We start from the raw sequence: 19,307 nt of genomic DNA on the forward strand, positions 1-19,307 counted from the left end.
GGATCCAATCAGCGCGGCCTTCGGAGAGCCTCACCGAAACGGACGGTCTGCGGCGGTAGCCTGACGGCCGTGAGCTCTACGCAACCGCCCCAGCACGTCTGTTCCACGTTCGGTCTCCGTGAGGTCGAGCCGGTCGCGTTGGGTGCCGACTGGGACGGCGGCTGGCGCTGCGGTGACGTCGTGCTGTCGGCGGTAGCCGATCATGCACGCGCGGCGTGGTCCGCGAAGGTACGCGAGACGCTCGCGGTCGACGCGGTGCGCCTCGCCCGCCCGGTGCGGGCCACCGACGGCCGCTACGTCGTCTCCGGTTGGCGCGCCGACACCTTCCTGACGGGCTCGTCCGAGCCTCGGCACGACGAGGTGGTGTCGTTGTCGCTGCGCCTGCACGCCGCGACCGCGCAGCTCGAGCGACCTCGATTCCTCGCCCAGCCGCCGGTGGCGCCGTGGGCGGACGTCGACGTCTTCGTCGCCGCGGATCGGGCCGCGTGGGAAACGGTCCCGCTGCGGACGGCCCGTGCGGCGGGGGCGCTCGAGGACCTCACTCCCGATGCCAAGCGCAGCGTCGACGTGATCGGTCAGCTCGCGACCCTGCGCAAGCCCGTGCGGTCCCCGGACCAGCTCGTGCACGGAGACCTGTTCGGCACCGTGCTGTTCGACGGCAGCGCCGCGCCCGGCGTCACCGACATCACCCCGTACTGGCGTCCCGCCGCGTGGGCGGCCGGTGTGGTCGTCGTCGACGCACTGTCGTGGGGCGGCGCCGACGAGGGGTTGATCGGGCGCTGGGAAGATCTACCCGAGTGGCCGCAGATGCTGTTGCGGGCGTTGCTCTTCCGGCTCTCCGTCCATGCGTTGCATCCGCGCTCGACGCCCGACGCGCTGCCCGGTCTGCTGCGGACCGCGGATCTGGTGCGGCTGATCCTCTAGCCACACCGACCCCAGCTGCCGCCGGGTCTAGGCGTAGCCCGCGAGCAGTTCGTCGAAGAAGCAGCGGGCCGCCGCGACGGCGCGCACGCTGTCGCCGTCGATGACCGCCTCTACCAGTTCGCTGTGCTCGTCGTGGAATGCGGCGCCCGTCGCGGAGGCGTGCTTGGTGACCGTCTCCTCGATCGCGGGGAGCAGCGAGTCGTAGAACTCGAGGTACACGCGGTTGTGGCTGGCGGCGACGATGCCGCGGTGCAATGCGATGTCGGCCGTGATCGCCGTGCGTAGATCGCTGCCGTGCCAGGCCTCGCTGCGGGCGGCGAGCAGGGCGCGCAGGTTCCGGATGTCCTGGTCGTCGCGCCGACGCGCGGCGAGTCCCGCGGCCGTCACGTCGAGCGACTGGCGCAGTTCCAGGACGTCGCGTTCGTGCGCGCCGGCGAAGTACTTGCCCAGCGTGCCGCTCACTTCGGAGGCCGCGAGCACGTACGTGCCCGACCCTTGTCGTCGTTCGAGCAGTCCGGTGTGGACGAGGGCCTGGACGGCCTCACGCACCGTGTTGCGACCGGTCCCGGTGAGTTCGGAGAGCTCCGGCTCGGTGGGGATGCGTGAGCCGACCGGCCACTTGCCGGAGCGGATCTCGTCCCGGAGCTGGTCGGTCACCTGCGTGATCAGGGTGCTGCGGCGAACGGGTTGCAACGGAGCTCCTGCGGGTAGACGGGCGTCACACGAATTATGCTTTGCCCTCTTTCATCCGGTCATCCTATGATTTATCCGGTCGAGTGCCAAAGCCCCGGCGAGAGCGCTCCCGAATTTTCTCCGATCGATCACGGAACGAGGCAGTACATGACCGCGCCTGCAGGCAGTTCCCGCTCCGCGGGATCCATCGCCACGGCCCCGCGCGGGCCACAACCGCTCCTGGCAGGCCGGGTACTCGTCTTCGCCGCGATCGCCATGTCGGCGCTGGTGCTGCGAACGGCGGTCACCTCGTTCACGCCGCTGGCGGACCAGATCAGCTCGGAACTGGGCTTCTCGTCCACCGTGGTCGGCGTCTTCGGCATGGTCCCGACGGCGATGTTCGCGGTCTTCGGCCTGCTCACTCCTGCCATCGCGCGTCGGCTGGGGCTCGAATGGACCGCGTTGCTGGGCATGATGATGGCCGGCGTCGGGATGCTCACCCGCGCGATGGTGTCGGACACGTGGTCGCTGCTGGCGTTGTCGGCACTCGCCCTCGGCGGCATGGGTATCGGTAACGTCGTGATCCCGCCGCTGGTCAAGCGGTACTTCGGCGACCGATTGGCGCTCATGAGTTCGGTCTACATCACGGGTGTGCAGATCGGCACGATCCTGCCCGCCACGGTCGCGGTGCCGCTCGCGGACGCGTTCGACTGGCGGATCTCGATCGGCGTCTGGTCGCTGCTGGGCTTCGCGGCTGCCGCGCCGTGGTTGATGATCCTCGCCCGCGGGCGCAAGCAGGTCGGCGGCGCCGCCGCCGCGGCGGCGCTGCCCGCCGAGTCGCACGCGCCGGGACGCCCGTGGCGTTCGCCCGTCGGCTGGGGCATGGCCGGCATGTTCGGGATGACATCCCTGATCACGTACTCGATGTTCACGTGGATCCCGAAGATCCTCACCGAGGCGGGGGCGAGCGAATCGTTCGGCGGCAGCATGGTTGCGGTGTTCTCGTTCATGGGCCTGATCGCGGCGTTCGCGGCGCCGAGCGTGTGCGCCCGGATGCGTAACCCGTTCCCCATCGTCGTGGGCTGCGCGCTCGCCTACGCGATCGGGTTCACCGGCCTGTTCCTCGCGCCGATGGCAGCGCCCATCCTGTGGGTGGTCGTGATCGGCCTCGGCCCCAGCACGTTCCCGATGTCGCTGACGCTGATCAACCTGCGCACCCGGACGCACGCCGGGTCCGCCGCGCTGTCCGGATTCACCCAGGGCATCGGTTACACCGTCGCGTGCGTCGGGCCCCTGCTGTTCGGCGTACTGCACGAGTCGACCGGCGGTTGGGGCGCGCCGTTCGCGCTGCTCGGTGTCGCCGTCGTCGTGGTCCTGATCTCGGCGTGGGCGGCGTGCAAGCCCCGCATGCTCGAAGACAGCTGGGGTGCGAAAGCCGCCTGACCTGGACGTTCGTGGACCTCACCGCCCGGCCGGGCGATCGTGAGCGAGAGTTGACGGACGGGTCACCGGGCGCAGCACCGACGCAACACCGGCCTCCTACCTTGGGGTTTCCCACACAGGTAGGAGGCCCAGGTGACCACTCTCTCCGATCGGCCCACAGAAACGTCCGGCGCCGCGCCCACGGTGCGCGGCCACCGTATCGAGCGTTGGGACGCCGAGGACGTCGACGCCTGGGAAGCCGGCGGCAAGGCCATCGCCCGACGCAATCTCGTGTGGTCGGTGGTTGCTGAGCACGTCGGCTTCTCGGTCTGGTCGATCTGGTCGGTGATGGTGCTGTTCATGCCGACCGATGTCTTCGGCATCGACGCGGCCGGCAAGTTCTTTCTCGTAGCCGTGCCAACCCTGGTCGGATCGATCCTGCGCATCCCGTACACGGTGGCGACGGCCCGGTTCGGCGGACGTAACTGGACGATCTTCAGCGCGCTGGTACTGCTGGTCCCGACACTGCTGACGCTGTGGTTCGTGATGCACCCCGGCACGTCGTACACGACGTTCCTGCTGGTGGCGGCGACCGCGGGTGTCGGCGGCGGCAACTTTGCGTCGTCGATGGCCAACATCAACGCGTTCTACCCGCAGCGTCTCAAGGGGTGGGCACTCGGGCTCAACGCGGGCGGCGGCAACATCGGCGTGCCGGTGATCCAGTTGGTGGGTCTGCTCGTCATCGCGACGGTCGGCAACACCGCGCCGTATCTGGTGTGCGCGGTCTACCTCGTGCTCATCGCGGTGGCGGCGGTCGGTGCGGCGCTGTTCATGGACAACCTCACGGGGCAGAAGGCCGACCTGCACTCGATGCTCGAAGCACTGCGGGTTCGGGAGTCGTGGATCGTCAGCTTCCTCTACATCGGTACGTTCGGCTCGTTCATCGGGTTCAGTTTCGCGTTCGGTCAGGTGCTGCAGATCAACTTCCTCGCCGGTGGCGACACCCCGGCGCAGGCCGCACTGCACGCCGCGCAGATCGCGTTCCTGGGGCCGCTGCTCGGCTCGATCGCCCGTCCGCTCGGCGGCCGGCTCGCGGACCGCATCGGCGGTGGCCGGATCACGCTGTGGACGTTCGCCGCGATGGTGCTGGCGGCGGCAGTGCTGGTCGCGGCCGGCACCGCGGACGACGCCACCCCCGGCGCCGCGACCGGGACCGCCATGACCGCGTTGGTGATCGGCTTCGTGGCGCTGTTCGTGCTCTCCGGCATCGGCAACGGGTCGGTGTACAAGCTGATCCCGTCGATCTTCGAGGGCCGATCCCGGACGCTGGACGGACTGGACGCCGACGCGCGGGCCGCATGGTCGCGCAACATGACCGGGGCACTGATCGGGTTCGCCGGTGCGATCGGCGGGCTCGGGGGAGTCGGGATCAACCTGGTGCTGCGGGCGTCGTACAGCAGCCCCGCCAAGTCGGCGACGATGGCGTTCTGGGTGTTCCTCGGCTTCTACATCGTGTGCGCCGTGGTCACCTGGATCGTGTTCGTGCGGCGCACGTCCGCAGCGAACGACGTTGCCGGACAGTCGATCGCGGTGGCGTCGTGATCGCGCCCGTCGTCGGCCGACGGATCGACACCCACTGTCCCTACTGCGGCCTGCAGTGCGCGATGGCGCTCACCGCCGACGGCGCATCCGGGCCGACCGTCTCGGCCCGTCAGTTCCCGACCAACCGCGGCGGCCTGTGCCAGAAGGGGTGGACGAGCGCCGAACTGCTGCGCCACCCCGACCGGCTCACCACGCCCCTGGTCCGGGTCGCCGGGCGGCTGCAGCCGACGTCGTGGGACGACGCCCTCGACCGGGTCGCCGACGGCTTCCGCGCCGCGCAGGAGGTCGGGGGTCGGGACGCGGTGGGGATCTTCGGCGGCGGCGGGCTCACCAACGAGAAGGCGTACATGCTCGGCAAGTTCGCGCGCGTCGCGCTCGGCACGTCGAACATCGACTACAACGGGCGGTTCTGCATGTCGTCCGCCGCGGCGGCGGGGATCCGCGCGTTCGGGCTCGATCGCGGACTGCCGTTCCCGGTCACCGATCTGACGTCGGCGAAGGCGATCCTGCTGGTCGGGGGCAACGTCGCCGAGACGATGCCGCCGCTCGTCGGGCACCTGACGGCAGCGGCGGAGGCCGGCGGGCTGATCGTCGTCGACCCGCGGCGCACCGCCACGGCGGACCGGGCGCTGGCCGGCGGCGGATTGCACCTGCAACTCGCGCCCGGCACGGATCTGCCCCTGGCGCTGGGGATGTTGCACCTCGCCGTCACCGAGGGGCACCTCGACCGGGAGTTCGTCGAGACCCGCACGACCGGCTTCGACGACGCGTGGCTCGCAGCGGCACAGTGGTGGCCCGAGCGCACCGAACGGGTGACCGGGGTCCCGGTCGCGGCGCTGCGGCGCGCAGTGGAGGTCCTGGCGCGGTCCCGACGGGCGGACACGGGCGCGTACGTGCTCACCGCGCGCGGGACAGAGCAGCACGCGAGCGGCACCGACACCGTCTCGGCGTGGATCGGGCTGGCGCTCGCGCTGGGCCTGCCCGGCCGGCGGGGCAGCGGTTACGGCCCGGTCACCGGTCAGGGCAACGGCCAGGGTGGCCGCGAACACGGGCAGAAGGCGGACCAGTTGCCCGGCTACCGCAAGATCAGCGATCCCGTTGCACGCGAGCACGTCGCACGCGTGTGGGGCGTCGATCCGGCGGACCTGCCCGGGCCGGGCCGCAGCGCGTACGAACTGCTCGACGTGCTCGGCCGCCCCGGCGGACCCCGCGCGTTGATGGTGCACGGCGCCAACCTCGCGGTGTCGGCGCCCCGGGCCGGGCACGTCGTCGACCGGTTGCGCTCCCTCGATCTGCTGGTGGTGTGCGACTTCCTGCTGTCGGAGACCGCCGCGATGGCCGACGTGGTGCTGCCGGTCCTGCAGTGGGCCGAGGAGGAGGGCACGATGACGAGCCTCGAGGGGCGCGTGCTGCGGCGGCGTCGGGGTGTGGAACCACCGGACGGAGCTCGCGGCGAGCTCGAAGTGCTGCGTGGGTTGGCCGTTCGGCTCGGGCAGCCTGCGCACCGGTTCCCGGTCGAGCCGCGCGAGGTGTTCGACGAGCTGAGGGCCGCATCCGCCGGTGGCGGCGCGGACTATGCGGGCGTCACCTACGACCGTCTCGATGCGGGGGAGGTGCTGCACTGGCCGTGTCCCGACGTCGGGCATCCCGGGACGCCCCGGCTGTTCCTCGACCGCTTCGGCACCGACGACGGGAGGGCTCGGTTCACCGCCGTCGAGCATCGGGGTCCGGCAGAAGCGCCGGACGAGGACTTCCCACTGGTCGCGACCACGGGACGTGTTCTCGCGCACTATCAATCCGGCGCGCAGACCCGCCGGGTCGCGGAGCTGGCGTCCGCGGCCGGGTCGATGTTCGTCCAGGTGCACCCGGACACCGCGGCACGGGCGGGAGTGCGCGACGGGGACGACGCGCTCGTCGTCGGGCGCCGCGGCCGAGTGTCCGTCACGGTGCGGTGCGACGACTCGATGCGCCTCGACACGGTGTTCCTGCCGTTCCACTTCGCCGGCGACGCCCGCGCCAACCTGCTCACCAACCCGGCACTCGATCCGACGAGCCGGATGCCGGAGTTCAAGGTGTGCGCGGTGCGGCTGGAGCAGGCCCGGGCGGTGGCCCCGTGAGCCGGGTGGTGATCGTGGGCAACGGCATGGCCGGGGCGCGGCTGGCGGAGGAGTTGCGGCGGCGCGAACGCGACCCGGCCCGGCTCGGGATCGTGGTGTTCGGTGCGGAGCCGCGGGCCGCGTACAACCGGATCCTGCTCTCGAACGTGTTGGCGGGAAGCATCACCGCGCGCGACACCCGGCTGCGGCCCGACGACTGGTGGGTCCGCAACCACGTCGACGTCCGCACCGGGGTGCGGGTGACCGGGATCGACACCGCGACCCGAACCGTGTGCGGCGACGACGGCACGACGCTCGGCTACGACGAGCTGGTGTTCGCGACGGGCAGCGTTCCGTTCGTGCCGCGCATCGAGGGGATGGCGGCCGACGATTCGGACGTCGTCGCATTCCGGACGGTGGAGGACTGCGCGCGCATCGCCCAGGCCGCGGGCCCGGGCTGCCGGGCGGTGGTACTCGGGGGCGGGCTGCTCGGGCTCGAGGCCGCCCGCGGGCTGCTGCTGCGCGGCGCCGACGTCACCGTCGTGCATCCCAGGGCGGTGCCGATGGAGCGGCAGCTGGACGAGGGCGGCGGCCGGGTACTCACCCGCGTCCTGACGAGCCTGGGCATGAGGGTGGTACTCGAGCGCCGCGCGGTCGCCCTGCGTCGCAACGCCTCCGGGAGAGCGCTCGTGCTCGACGACGGCACCGAACTTCCCGCGGACATCGTGGTGCTCACGGCCGGAATCCGGCCGGCGACCGAGCTGGCTTCGGCCGTCGGCGCCACGGTGGAGCACGGGATCGTCGTCGACGACGCGCTGCGCACCGACGTCCCGCACGTGTGGGCGATCGGCGAGTGCGCGCAGCACCGCGGCGAGGTGTACGGGCTCGTGCAGCCGGGCTGGGAGCAGGCGGAGGTGGTCGCCGACCGGATCACCGGCGCCGACGCCACCGCCGAGTACCACGGCACCCCGCCGGTGACGCGACTCAAGGCCCACGACATCGATCTCGCGTCGATGGGTGACGTGAGTGCGGACCTGCACGACGGTGAGTACGAGGTTCTCACCGTCGCCGACCCGGCCCGCGGGCGCTACGCCAAGTTGGTCGTGGCCGACGGGCGGATCGCCGGAGCGGTCCTGCTCGGCTGCCCCGACACCGTGGGGACGGTCACCCAGCTGTTCGACGCGAGACTGCCGGTGCCGCAGGACCGGATGTCGCTGCTGACCGGGCGCACCGGCGCGGCAGCGGAGACCGCGAGCCCCGCAGGCATGCCGGGCGGCGCGGTGATCTGCCGCTGCAACTCGGTGACCAAGGCGCATCTCACGGGCGCGTGGCGGGCCGGTGCGCGGTCGGTCGGGGCGCTCGCGACGGCGACCCGTGCGACGACGGGGTGCGGCGGTTGCAGTTCCGCGGTGGAGGGGATCTGCGACTGGCTGCGGACCACCGACCCCCGAAACGAACACGACGAAGACACGACACAACGGGCCCGGAAGGAAGGTGCGGCATGAGCGTACGGACCGCGATCGTCATCGGACACGGCATGGTGGGACACCGATTCGTCGAGGCGCTGCGGGCGCGCGACGACGCCGACACCTGGACGGTGATCGTCCTGGGCGAGGAGGACGTGCCGGCGTACGACCGGGTGGCGCTGTCGTCGTACGTCGGCTCCTGGGATGTGCGCGAACTCGCTTTGTCGGGCAACGACTTCGACGGGGACGGCGCCGTCGATCTGCGGGTGGGGGTGCGCGCGGAGTCGATCGACCCGGATGCTCGCATCGTCACGACGTCGACGGGGGAGGAACTGCGCTACGACGCACTCGTCCTCGCCACCGGCTCCTATCCGTTCGTGCCGCCGGTGCCCGGCCACGACCACGATCTGTGCTTCGTCTACCGCACTCCCACCGATCTGGACGGGATCCGCGCGCGGGCCGAGGCGGCCGGACCGAGTGCGGTCGGTGTCGTGGTCGGCGGCGGGCTACTGGGGCTCGAGGCCGCGAACGCGTTGCGGCAGCTGGGTATGACGCCGCACGTCGTCGAGCACAACGCACGCCTCATGCCACTGCAGGTCGACGAGGGTGGCGGCGCCGTGCTGGCCCGGCTGGTGACCGACCTCGGGCTCGCGCTGCACACCGGCACCGGCATCGCGTCGATCACCGACGGCCCGGCCGGGGTGCGCGTGGAACTGTCCGACGGGACGGTGATCGACGCGGCGCTGCTGGTGTTCTCGGCGGGCATCCGGCCCCGCGACCAGCTGGCCCGCGACGCCGGGCTCGCCGTCGCCGAGCGGGGCGGCATCCTCACCGACAGCGGTTGCGTCACCTCCGATCCCGCGGTGTTCGCGGTCGGTGAGTGCGCGGCCGTCGAGGGCCGCTGCTACGGGCTGGTCGCGCCCGGATACACCACCGCCGAGGTGGTCGCGGACCGGCTGCTCGGAGGCGACGCGGTGTTCCCGGGCGCCGACCTGTCGACCAAGCTCAAGCTGCTCGGCGTGGACGTCGCGAGCTTCGGCGACGTGCACGCCGCCACCCCGGGCGCCCTGGAGGTGGTGCTCAGCGACGCCGCGAAGGGCACCTACGCCAAGCTCGTGGTCTCCGACGACGCGCGGACTCTGCTCGGCGGCATCCTCGTCGGCGACGCGAGCGCGTACGGATCGCTGCGTCCGCTCGTCGGACGGGAGCTGCCCGGCGACCCCGCGGCACTGATCTCCTCGGCCGGCGAGAAGCCTGGCGCCGGAGCACTTCCCGACGACGCGCAGGTGTGCTCGTGCAATGCCGTCACCAAGGGCGAGATCTGCGCGGCGATCGCCGACGGTGCGTGCGATCTCGCCTCGGTGAAGAACTGCACCGGCGCGGGCACGACGTGCGGTGGGTGCCTGCCGACCGTGAAGGCACTGCTCGCGTCGTCGGGTGTGGAGCTGTCGAAGGCGCTGTGCGAGCACTTCACGCAGTCCCGCGCCGAACTGTTCGAGATCGTCCGCGCCACCGACACCCGCACGTTCTCGGGTCTGATCGCGCAGTACGGCACCGGAACCGGCTGCGACATCTGCAAGCCCGTCGTCGCGTCGATCCTCGCGTCCACGTCGTCGGACCACGTGTTGGACGGCGAGCAGGCCGCACTGCAGGACACCAACGATCACTTCCTCGCCAACATCCAGCGGGGCGGCACGTACTCCGTGGTGCCGCGGATGCCCGGCGGCGAGTGCACGCCCGAACAGCTCATCACGATCGGTGAGATCGCCCGCGACTACGATCTCTACCTCAAGGTGACCGGTGGTCAGCGGATCGACCTGTTCGGTGCCCGCGTGGAGCAGCTACCGGAGATCTGGCGGCGTCTGATCGAAGTCGGCATGGAATCCGGTCAGGCGTACGGGAAGTCGCTGCGCACCGTGAAGAGTTGTGTCGGGTCCACGTGGTGCCGGTACGGCGTGCAGGACTCGGTGGGGATGGCGGTGCGACTCGAGAACCGGTACCGCGGCCTGCGCGCGCCGCACAAGATCAAGTTCGGGGTGTCGGGGTGCGCGCGCGAGTGCGCCGAGGCCCGCGGCAAGGACGTCGGCGTCATCGCCACCGAGAGCGGCTGGAATTTGTACGTCGGCGGTAACGGCGGCCAGTCGCCCAGGCACGCGCAGTTGCTCGCGGGCGGTCTCGACGACGGGACCCTGATCCGGTACATCGACCGCTACCTCATGTTCTACGTCCGCACTGCGGACCGGTTGCAGCGCACCGCGCCGTGGGTGGAATCGCTCGACGGCGGACTCGATCACCTGAAGGCCGTGGTGTGCGACGACAGCCTCGGGATCGCCGACGACCTCGAGGCGGCGATGGCCCGGCACGTCGCCGGCTACCGCGACGAGTGGGCCGGGGTACTCGAGGATCCGGAGAAGCTGTCGCGGTTCGTGTCGTTCGTCAACGCCCCCGACGTGCCCGACCCGACCGTGGTGTTCGACGACTCCGGACCCCGCAAGGTGCCCGTCCTGATGGGCATACCGGACGTACCGGAACGCCGTTCGGAACTCTCCTCGAGTCGGTAATCGAGGAGTAACGCCGCGGAAACAACCCGACTTTTGAATGAGCACAGGACAGGGAGGTCTGCGATGACGGTGATGGAGAGCTGGGTGTCCGGCGAGGTCGGCACCAGTGAGACGCCCTTCGAGGCGGAGGCACGGCATTGGACGTCCGCGTGTACGCGGAGCCATCTGATCCCGGGGCGCGGCGTGGCCGTGCTCCTGCGCGGCGGCGCCCAGGCCGCACTGTTCCGGCTCGCCGACGGCAGCCTGCGAGCGGTGGGCAACATCGACCCCGTCGCCCGGGCCGCGGTGATGTCCCGGGGACTGGTCGGCGACCGGCACGGTGAACCAACCGTCGCGTCGCCACTGCTCAAGCAGGTGTTCTCGCTCGTGGACGGGAGGTGTCTCGACGACGCGTCGGTGCGGCTGCCGGTGTACCCGGTCCGTGTCGTCGAGGGGCGTGGCGGCGACGTCGTCCAGGTGTGCGTGACCCCGGTCGGGTCCACGTGACGGCTGGGGGGCCGCCGCGTGGCGACGAGCTGCGCGGCTTCACGGTGGGGATCACGGCGTCGCGTCGGGCGGACGAGCTCGCGACGCTGCTCGTCCGGCGGGGTGCGGACGTCGTGCACGCGCCGGCGATCCGGATCATCCCGCTCGCCGACGACACCGAACTGGCCCGTGTGACCGAGACGATCGTCGCGGACCCGCCGGACGTGATCGTCGCGACCACCGGCATCGGTTTCCGGGGCTGGATGGGTGCGGCCGAGGGCTGGGGAACGGGCGAGGAACTGCTCACCGCGCTGGGGTCCACGAGGATCCTGGCTCGCGGTCCCAAGGCGACCGGAGCGGTGCGCGCCGCCGGCCTGCGCGAGGAGTGGTCGCCGGAATCCGAGTCGTCGGCGGAGGTGCTCGAACATCTGTTGGGCGAGGGGATCGCGGGCCGACGAATCGCTGTGCAACTGCACGGTGCAACCACCGAATGGGAACCCGCACCGGATTTCTGCGCGGCGCTGCGGGCCGCCGGGGCCCACGTGATCGCGGTGCCCGTGTACCGATGGACGCCGCCGGACGACTGCAGCGCGATGGACCGGCTGATCGAGTCCGTCGGGTGCGGTGGGCTGGACGCGGTGAGCTTCACGAGTGCGCCCGCGGTCGCCTCGATCCTGGGCCGCGCCAAGCAGACCGGTGCGCTCGAACCGCTGCTCCGGGCGTTTGACGGGCGGGTGCTCGCGGCGTGTGTCGGACCCGTCACCGCCGCGCCGTTGACCGCACTCGGGGCACCTACGACGATGCCGGCACGCTCACGTCTGGGGTCGCTGGCCCGGCACATCGCGGACGAGTTGCCACGGCGGGACGCGCAGGTGCGGGCGGGCGGCCACGAACTGAGCGTGCGCGGCACGTGCGTCGTCGTCGACGGCGAGGTCAAGGTGCTCTCACCCGCCGGAATGGCACTCGTACGACGCCTGGCGGAGCGGCCCGGCATGGTGGTCTCCCGTGCGGACCTGCTGGCGTCGCTCCCCGGCGGCAGCGGTGATCCGCACGCCGTCGAGACCGCGATCGCGCGGCTGCGCAGCCACCTGGGGGCACCCAAGGCGGTGCAGACCGTCGTCAAGCGTGGCTACCGGTTGGCGCTGGACCCGGCGGAGTACGACCGGCTGCTCGAGGCGAGCCGGTGAGCGCCACGGAGTTGGTGCTCGTCGCGCACGGCACCCGCAGCCGCGCCGGCGTCGAAACCGTTGCGGCGCTCGCCGAAGCGGCGGCCGAGCAGGTCGGGGCGGTGCGCACCGCGTTCGTCGACGTGCTGGGGCCGTCGCCCACCGAGGTGCTGTGCGACGTCCGCGGACCGGCAGTGCTCGTGCCCGCGTTCCTGGCGTCCGGGTACCACGTGCACACCGACGTGCCCCGTGCGGTCGCGGACAGCGGACACCCGCGGGTCGTCGTGACCCGCGCCCTCGGCCCGCACCCCGCCCTGGCAAGGGTGCTCGAACAGCGACTGCGCGAATCCGGTTGGCGGCTCGGCGATGCCGTGGTGCTCGCCGCGGCGGGGTCGTCGGATCCGCGGGGCCGGCACGACGTACGCCGCGCCGCGGCGATGCTGTCGGCGCGGGTGCGCCGTGACGTCCCGGTCGGCTACATCGCCTCCGGCACGCCGACGGTGGCCGAGGCCGTCGCCCGACTTCGGGCGGAGGGGGAACGGCGCGTGCGCGTCGCGTCGTACCTGCTGGCGCCCGGCCTGTTCCACACGCGGCTGGGTCAGGCCGGGGCGGACGGGGTCGCGGACCCGCTCGGCGCGCACGACGCGATCGCCGACCTGGTCGCCGAGCGCTTCTTCCTGGCGAGTCCGCGAGCGGCGCGGGTCAGCGGCGGAACCCCAGCTGCCGCTCGGCGTTCGACAGTGCGCTGACGATGCACGTGCCGATCGGTCCGCGCCGATCGAACATCGTCGTGCTACCGACGGAGATGCCGTCGACGCTGAGGTGATTGTCTGCCTCGATGCCGATCTCCGGTCCCTCCGGCAGCCGGGACAGCGCGAGGGTCAGGTCTGCGTTGATGAACCCGATGCCGGCGGTGCCCCAGTTGGTCATGAGGCTGGTGGTCTCGCCGACCATCGCGGCGCGGGCGAACGGTGACGGTTCCTCCCCGGCGACCACCGGGATCTGGTACTGCCACATGCGCTTGCGGCTCGAACCCTCGTGATCGCGCAGTGACGGTGACCAGCCGGCGGGATGGCCGTCGCTGCCGATCCACGGATGTGACGGTGCCTGCAACGGTTCGAGGAGGCTCAGCGGCGGCGGTTGCGGTGTGTCGGGGCGAGTCCAGAGCTCGCCCGGCGGCTGCTCCGAGCGGCGCAGGAACACCACCGAGGCGCGGGCGACGGCCTCGCCCTGCTGGATCACCTCGGCGTCGGCGACGCGGATACGGTTGCCGTCGCGGACGCTGCGGGTGACGACGTGGAGTTGCTCGGCCCGTGCCGGGCGGAACAGGTCGACGGTCAGGCGCGCCGGCACGAATCCCTCTGCGCCGTGCTCGTTCTCGATGGCCCGCGCGAGGATGCCGGTGATCGCCGGCCCGTTGATCATGTCGGGTGACCACTTGCTGATACCCATGTCGAGCGGGAAGAACCCGTCGCCGTCGCGGCGCAGGAATCCGATCTCGGTCGTGTCCACAACTGCTCCTTCGTCGACTGCTTCCCGGAACATACGACATCGGCGGTGACCGGAGACACAGGCATTGCCGTCGCGCGCCCGACTTCTTTGCGCATCGGTGTGCAGGAAACACTCCCGACGGGGGTCGAACCGGACTACCGTGAGAAGCGACCGGGCACGCTCGGCCCAATCGATACGTCCAGGTCCGGGACTGGGAGCGTGCGAGGCGGACGTCGGCGCAGGAGGTTCTTCGGATGACCGCGACATCGGTGGACAGAGAGGGCTTCAGTTCGCTCCGCAAGGGCGGACTCAACTGGGACGCATTCCCGCTCAGACTGTTCGTGAAGGGCAATGCCAAGTTCTGGAATCCGGCGGACATCGACTTCACGCAGGATGCCGAGGACTGGGCCTCACTCACCAGTGAGGAGAAGCGCAGTTCCACGTACCTGTGCACCCAGTTCATCGCCGGCGAGGAGGCGGTCACCGAGGACATCCAGCCGTTCATGAAGGCGATGGCCGCAGAGGGGCGGTTCAACGACGAGATGTACCTGACGCAGTTCTGCTTCGAGGAAGCCAAGCACGTCCAGGTGTTCCGGCGGTGGATGGACGCCGTCGGCCTCGACGGCGATCTCCACCCGTTCGTTGCCGAGAACCCGCACTATCGCACGCTGTTCTACGAGGAGCTGCCGCGATCCCTGCGGATCCTCGAGACCGATCCCAGTCCGGCCAACCAGATCCGCGCGAGCGTCACCTACAACCACGTCATCGAGGGCAGCCTCGCGCTCACCGGTTACTACGCGTGGCAGCGTGTGTGCACCGAGCGCGGGATCTTCCCGGGCATGCAGGAACTCGTCCGTCGCATCGGTGACGACGAGCGTCGGCATATGGCGTGGGGCACCTTCACGTGCCGCCGGCACGTCGCCGCCGACGACAGCAACTGGGACCTCGTCCAGCAGCGGATGGGGGAGCTTCTCCCGCACGCGCTCGACATGATTCAGTGGGTCAACGACCAGTTCGAGGAACCGCCGTTCGGCATCGACCCCGCGGTGTATCTCGAGTACGCCGCGGACCGGGCGCAACGTCGCCTCGGTGCGATCGAGTCGGCCCGGGGCCGGCCGGTCGAGGAGATCGACCTCGACTACTCACCCGAGGCGCTCGAGGAGACGTTCGGTGAGGAGGACGCTGCGGTCATCGCCGAGGTCGCGGCGGAGGCGACATCGATGTGAGAGGTGTCTCCATCTCAGAGATCGCTTAATTGCCGCGGCTACCGTTCGCGGACCTATGAGCGAACACGACAAACCCCGCCGCCGCAGACTCTCCACCCGACAGGTCGTCGCGCTCCTCGGCCTGCTCGTCGTCGCCGTCGTCGGTACGGTGTCGTACTTCACCGTGTTCGCCGACGAACCCGTGGTCAGGGCCGACCCCGACACGTCGCTCGAGGCGGGTCCGCCCGCCGACTCGGATGCCGACGCTCTCGCGCAGGCCCGCCGGAGCCTGCAGCAGACCAGCCTGCCGCTGTCGCTGTTGAACGGTGGGATGAACCAGCTGGTGGACGGGGGCCGGCAGCTCGACGACGGCGCCAACCAGCTCTCGGTGGGACTCGGGCAGGCTCGGGACGGGGCGGGGCAGCTGTCTGCCGGGCTCGACCAGTTGAGCGGAGGCGTCGGACAACTCGGTGACGGCGCGCAACAGATCAGCGGCGGCGTCGACGAGGTCGTGGACCGGCTCTCCGGGCTGGGGGAGCTGCAGGGGCAGGTCACCGGTTCGCTGCGGCAGGTGGCGGCAGCGCTGTCGGCATCCACCGATCCGGTGTCGCAGGCCGCGTCGGGGCGGGTGAACGACCTCGTCGCGCAGCTCGACGCCGAGGGGCTCGGACCGGACACCCTCGCGCAGCTCGCCATGCTGAAGGACGGCGCTCGTCAACTGTCGTACGAGCTGAGTGATCCGTCCGCCCAGTTCGTCAGCGGTGTGGGACAGGTTGCGGACGGCGCCCGGCAGCTGAGTGACGGCCTCGCGCTCCTCGACGACGGTGGCAAGGCCCTCGCCGACGGAACCGGGCAGCTCGTCGACGGCACCGGGCCGATCACCGGTGTGGTGCAGGGGCTTTCGACGAACGTGTCCGACGCATCGAAAGCGCTGCCGTCGGCGCAGACGAAGGCGTCCGAGGCGGACACTGCCGTGCAGGCCGCCCCGGACGCCGACCGAACCCCGGCGTGGATCTACGTCGCCGGTGCGCTGACGCTGCTACTCGTCGTGGCAGCGGTCGCGCGGGGGTCGTTCGTGCTGGGTCGCCGTCAGATGTCGCCGAACGCGGCGGCGTAGGTGATCGTCCCGCCCGGGATCGGGCGCCCGTCCAACGCGAGCACCATGAGGGCGTCCTCGGGTACGACGACGTTCATTCGCACGTCGTGCGCGGACGCGCGGGTGAACCCGAACCTCGGGTAGTACTCCGGGTGCCCGAGGACGGTCACGAAGTGCTCGCCGCGCTGCTTCGCGGCGTCGAGCACCGCACGGATCGCGGCCGAGCCGGCACCGGTCCGCTGATACTGCGGCAGCACCGCGCACGGTGCCAGACACAGTGCGGGGGTGTCGCCGATGTGGCAGCGCGTGAGCAGCGCGAACCCGACGGGCTCGCCGTCGGCGTCGACGGTGAGCATCGACAAGCCGTCGACCCACGCCGGATCGCGGCGCAGCGCGTCGACGAGATCGGCCTCCTCGGCGGTGTCGAACGCAGCCAGCAGGATCCGGCGGACGGCGTCGCTGTCGGTGTCGCTCTCGGGCCGGGTGGTCCAGTGAATGGTCATGTAATCCTTCCGTTTCAAGGGGATTCGGGTTTCAGTCTCGGCGCCCGCGGAGGCGATACAGGGCTTTGATGTCGCGCGTGATGGCCTTGTCCGCGGCGGTGCGCTTGCCGGCCTGCCGGGCGTCGCCGCGAGACGCCGCCCATTCGCTCTCGCGCAGCATTCGGCGGTAGCGGTCGAGCCGCTCGAGGTCGAGTCGACCGTCGGTCACCGCGTCCTGGACCGCGCATCGCGGTTCGCTGCGGTGCCGGCAATCCCGGAATCCGCAGCCCCGGGCCATCTCTTCGATGTCACCGAAGACGTGCTCGATGCCGTCGCCGACGTCGTGCACGCCGATGCCTCGCAGTCCTGGGGTGTCGATCAGTACACCGCCTCCCGGGACGGGGAACAGTTCCCGGTGCACCGTGGTGTGCCGTCCCTTGCCGTCGGTGGCGCGGACCTCGTTCGTATCCATCCGGTCTTCGCCGAGCAGGGCGTTGGTCAGCGAGGACTTGCCGGCACCGGACGGGCCGAGCAGCACGGTGGTTCCGGGTAGGCGCCGCGCGAGTTCGTCGATGCCCTCTCTGGTGCGGGCGCTGACGGTGACGACGTCGACACCGATCGCCAGTGCGGAGACCTCGTCCGCTGCGGTCCCCGGATCGCACTCGGCGGCATCGACTTTCGTCAGAACGATCAACGGTGTGGTGCCGGCGTCCCAGGCCAGCGCCAGCAGCCGCTCGATTCGGCCCGGCTTGATCGGTGCGGCGAGTGACACCACGACGCAGGCGGTGTCGACGTTGGCCGCCAGAACTTGGCGATGCGACGTCCGACCCACCGATGCTCGTGCGATCACGCCGCGTCGCGGCAGTACTGCCACGACTCGAGGTTGCGGGCCGAGTTCGAGTGCAGCCCAGTCTCCGGTGCACACCGTGTGCTCGGGATCGGACGTCGTGACGGCCGTGCTGTCGGCACGTACCGAACCGCTCGCGGTCAGTACGTGGCAGCGACCACGGTCGACCCTGGCGACGCGGGCAGCGACGAGCCCTCGGGATTCGTACTCGGTGAACTGTTCGGCGAGCGTGCCGTCCCAGCCGAGTGCGGCGAGGTCCTGTGCGGAGGAGTTGGGGGATGGTGTGGAAGACGATGGTGAAGAAGACATGGTGAGACCCTTCGGGATCGGGCCCCGTCCGAGGACGCGCTTCACCCTCGGCGCGCTGTTGCGCACCGTCCGGTCAGGAAGAGGGGATTCGACTCAGATCGAGGCCCGGGATGTGAGGATGGTCCGGGCAGTGCCCACGGCAGTGGCTGTCACCGCAATCATCGACTCACCTCCTGGTCGCTCTCGAACGTCTGCGGACGACCCTAGCGACCGGTGCCGTTGCTCCGCAACGTGATTTTCGCGGGCGGTCCGCGCAGGCGGGTGAGGCGGCGGGTGAACTTCGAGCGAAAACTCCGATCGGGACACTCGGGGTGATTCGCTCGGTATGGTCCGGCGTGGTTCTGCGGTCCGGTGAGGTCCGGCGCGTTCGTGTTCCGGGGGAGAGGGTTTCACATGAGGCATCCGAGATTTTCGGCGACGCGTCTGTTCGTGGCCGCAGCCGCCGCGGCGGTGGTCCCGCTGGTCGCCGTTCCGGCAACGGCGTCCGCGGGCGGCGACACCGTGGGCGGCGACTCCTCGGGCGGTGCGGTGACGGCAGTGTCGAAAGCCTCCGGCGCGTATCTGGTGAAATCGACCGCGGTATCCGATCGCAGGGTGAACATCTCGGTGTACTCGCCCTCGATGGACCGCAACATTCCGCTCGAGGTCATTCGTCCCGCGGACGGGAGCGTGCCGCGCCCCACGTTGTACCTCCTCAACGGCGCGGGCGGTGGCGAGGACCGGGCCACGTGGCAGCGGAACACGGACATCAACCAGTTCTTCCAGGACAAGAACGTCAATGTCGTCACCCCACTCCAGGGCGCCTTCAGCTACTACACCGACTGGCAGAAGGACGACGAGAAGCTGGGCCGCCAGAAGTGGCAGACCTTCATGCTCGAGGAACTGCCTCCCGTCATCGACGCCGAGTTCGGTACGAACAAGGTGCAGTCGATCGTCGCGATCTCGATGACCGGCACGTCGGTTCTCAACTACGCGATCGCCAAGCCCGGCTTCTACCGGAGTGTCGGCTCGTTCAGCGGCTGCGCCGAGACGGCGACGCCGGCCGGCCAGAGTTTCATCCAGACCGTGGTCGGTCTCCGCGGCGGGGTGGACGTCACCAACATGTGGGGGCCGCTCGACGGGCCCGGCTGGGGGCAGAACGATCCGGTGGCCAACGCCGAACGCCTGCGGGGCACGGAACTGTACATCACCACCGGGTCGGGACTGCCCGGTCCGCACGAGACACTGGACGGTCTCGGGATCGACGGTCGCCCGGCCGCGCTGGCCAACCAGGTGATCGTGGGCGGCATCATCGAAGCGGCAACGAACTACTGCACCCACAATCTCGCGAATCGTCTGGCCCAGTTGCAGATTCCGGCGACGTTCGACTTCAAGCCGGGTGGCACGCACTCGTGGGGCTACTGGCAGGACGACCTGCACAACTCCTGGCCGATGATCGCGCGGTCGTTGGGGATCTGATCACGCGTCCCGCACGCCCCGGCTCCTCGGGCGAGACTCGATAGT

At 70.5% G+C, this 19,307-nt stretch carries 16 protein-coding genes; 12 read left to right on the forward strand and 4 right to left on the reverse strand.

All coding sequences use genetic code 11. The annotated features are described in order from the left end of the window. Positions 1–69: 69 nt before the first annotated feature. A complete protein-coding gene (locus A6I89_RS01470) occupies positions 70–924 on the forward strand; it encodes a TIGR02569 family protein (protein WP_005518784.1) in 855 nt (284 codons plus the stop codon). A 27-nt stretch (positions 925–951) separates the two neighbouring features. Here the strand turns inward: A6I89_RS01470 and A6I89_RS01475 are convergent, their stop codons facing one another. After that, positions 952–1,617, reverse strand: a complete 666-nt coding sequence (locus A6I89_RS01475; protein ID WP_013416713.1) for a FadR/GntR family transcriptional regulator — start codon at positions 1,615–1,617, stop codon at positions 952–954. 255 nt (positions 1,618–1,872) lie between these two features. Between A6I89_RS01475 and A6I89_RS01480 the strand changes: the two genes are divergently transcribed. The 8 genes from A6I89_RS01480 (at position 1,873) to A6I89_RS01515 (ending at position 13,123) form a co-directional block, all read left to right on the forward strand. Next, positions 1,873–3,039: an MFS transporter gene (locus tag A6I89_RS01480; protein WP_044991362.1), complete on the forward strand. Its 1,167-nt coding sequence runs from the start codon at positions 1,873–1,875 to the stop codon at positions 3,037–3,039. Between the two features lie 183 nt (positions 3,040–3,222). After that, the gene (locus A6I89_RS01485; protein ID WP_085989452.1) at positions 3,223–4,620 is read left to right on the forward strand and encodes an MFS transporter; all 1,398 of its coding nucleotides are present in this window, start codon (positions 3,223–3,225) and stop codon (positions 4,618–4,620) included. Continuing rightward, a complete protein-coding gene (locus A6I89_RS01490; RefSeq protein ID WP_013416710.1) occupies positions 4,617–6,737 on the forward strand; it encodes a molybdopterin oxidoreductase family protein in 2,121 nt (706 codons plus the stop codon). Before A6I89_RS01485 ends, A6I89_RS01490 begins: the two co-directional genes overlap by 4 nt. Next, the gene (locus A6I89_RS01495; RefSeq protein ID WP_080668426.1) at positions 6,734–8,221 is read left to right on the forward strand and encodes an FAD-dependent oxidoreductase; all 1,488 of its coding nucleotides are present in this window, start codon (positions 6,734–6,736) and stop codon (positions 8,219–8,221) included. Before A6I89_RS01490 ends, A6I89_RS01495 begins: the two co-directional genes overlap by 4 nt. Further along, positions 8,218–10,743 (forward strand): nitrite reductase large subunit NirB, encoded by a 2,526-nt coding sequence (nirB, locus tag A6I89_RS01500; RefSeq protein WP_022597087.1) that lies wholly within the window; start codon positions 8,218–8,220, stop codon positions 10,741–10,743. The genes A6I89_RS01495 and nirB overlap by 4 nt, the downstream gene beginning before the upstream one ends. 63 nt (positions 10,744–10,806) lie before the next feature. Further along, positions 10,807–11,229: a nitrite reductase small subunit NirD gene (gene nirD, locus A6I89_RS01505; protein ID WP_005518795.1), complete on the forward strand. Its 423-nt coding sequence runs from the start codon at positions 10,807–10,809 to the stop codon at positions 11,227–11,229. Then, positions 11,226–12,395: a uroporphyrinogen-III synthase gene (locus A6I89_RS01510; RefSeq protein ID WP_044991360.1), complete on the forward strand. Its 1,170-nt coding sequence runs from the start codon at positions 11,226–11,228 to the stop codon at positions 12,393–12,395. Before nirD ends, A6I89_RS01510 begins: the two co-directional genes overlap by 4 nt. Continuing rightward, entirely contained in the window at positions 12,392–13,123 is a 732-nt protein-coding gene (locus tag A6I89_RS01515; protein ID WP_022597084.1) for a sirohydrochlorin chelatase, read from the forward strand. Before A6I89_RS01510 ends, A6I89_RS01515 begins: the two co-directional genes overlap by 4 nt. Here A6I89_RS01515 and A6I89_RS01520 read toward each other — a convergent pair. Then, on the reverse strand, positions 13,077–13,919 hold the full coding sequence (locus tag A6I89_RS01520) for an acyl-CoA thioesterase domain-containing protein (RefSeq protein WP_005518798.1): 843 nt from the start codon (positions 13,917–13,919) through the stop codon (positions 13,077–13,079). The two genes, A6I89_RS01515 and A6I89_RS01520, sit on opposite strands and share 47 nt — an antisense overlap. A 200-nt stretch (positions 13,920–14,119) precedes the next feature. On the opposite strand from A6I89_RS01520, the gene A6I89_RS01525 reads away from it, so the two are divergent. Together A6I89_RS01525 and A6I89_RS01530 are read left to right on the forward strand one after the other, a co-directional pair. After that, positions 14,120–15,091, forward strand: a complete 972-nt coding sequence (locus A6I89_RS01525; RefSeq protein ID WP_005518799.1) for a R2-like ligand-binding oxidase — start codon at positions 14,120–14,122, stop codon at positions 15,089–15,091. 55 nt (positions 15,092–15,146) lie between these two features. Continuing rightward, complete coding sequence (locus A6I89_RS01530) at positions 15,147–16,187, forward strand: hypothetical protein (protein ID WP_022597082.1); 1,041 nt, start codon at positions 15,147–15,149, stop codon at positions 16,185–16,187. On the opposite strand, the gene A6I89_RS01535 is transcribed toward A6I89_RS01530, so the two are convergent. Both A6I89_RS01535 and rsgA read right to left on the reverse strand, forming a co-directional pair. After that, positions 16,160–16,669, reverse strand: a complete 510-nt coding sequence (locus tag A6I89_RS01535; RefSeq protein WP_022597081.1) for a GNAT family N-acetyltransferase — start codon at positions 16,667–16,669, stop codon at positions 16,160–16,162. The two genes, A6I89_RS01530 and A6I89_RS01535, sit on opposite strands and share 28 nt — an antisense overlap. A gap of 31 nt (positions 16,670–16,700) precedes the next feature. Then, positions 16,701–17,804: a ribosome small subunit-dependent GTPase A gene (rsgA, locus tag A6I89_RS01540; RefSeq protein WP_044991358.1), complete on the reverse strand. Its 1,104-nt coding sequence runs from the start codon at positions 17,802–17,804 to the stop codon at positions 16,701–16,703. Positions 17,805–18,197: 393 nt separating this feature from the next. On the opposite strand from rsgA, the gene A6I89_RS01545 reads away from it, so the two are divergent. After that, on the forward strand, positions 18,198–19,262 hold the full coding sequence (locus tag A6I89_RS01545) for an alpha/beta hydrolase (RefSeq protein ID WP_044991316.1): 1,065 nt from the start codon (positions 18,198–18,200) through the stop codon (positions 19,260–19,262). Positions 19,263–19,307 lie beyond the last annotated feature (45 nt).

Origin of the sequence: Prescottella equi (assembly GCF_002094305.1) — a bacterium.
GTDB lineage: Bacteria > Actinomycetota > Actinomycetes > Mycobacteriales > Mycobacteriaceae > Prescottella > Prescottella equi.

Bases quoted from the DNA above. Each gene is read 5' to 3' on its own strand.
- A6I89_RS01535 (WP_022597081.1), bottom strand. From the start codon at position 16,669: ATGACCATTCACTGGACCACCCGGCCCGAGAGCGACACCGACAGCGAC.
- A6I89_RS01520 (WP_005518798.1), bottom strand. From the start codon at position 13,919: ATGTTCCGGGAAGCAGTCGACGAAGGAGCAGTTGTGGACACGACCGAG.
- A6I89_RS01545 (WP_044991316.1), top strand. From the start codon at position 18,198: ATGAGGCATCCGAGATTTTCGGCGACGCGTCTGTTCGTGGCCGCAGCC.
- nirB (WP_022597087.1), top strand. From the start codon at position 8,218: ATGAGCGTACGGACCGCGATCGTCATCGGACACGGCATGGTGGGACAC.
- rsgA (WP_044991358.1), bottom strand. From the start codon at position 17,804: ATGTCTTCTTCACCATCGTCTTCCACACCATCCCCCAACTCCTCCGCA.
- nirD (WP_005518795.1), top strand. From the start codon at position 10,807: ATGACGGTGATGGAGAGCTGGGTGTCCGGCGAGGTCGGCACCAGTGAG.
- A6I89_RS01480 (WP_044991362.1), top strand. From the start codon at position 1,873: ATGTCGGCGCTGGTGCTGCGAACGGCGGTCACCTCGTTCACGCCGCTG.
- A6I89_RS01530 (WP_022597082.1), top strand. From the start codon at position 15,147: ATGAGCGAACACGACAAACCCCGCCGCCGCAGACTCTCCACCCGACAG.
- A6I89_RS01525 (WP_005518799.1), top strand. From the start codon at position 14,120: ATGACCGCGACATCGGTGGACAGAGAGGGCTTCAGTTCGCTCCGCAAG.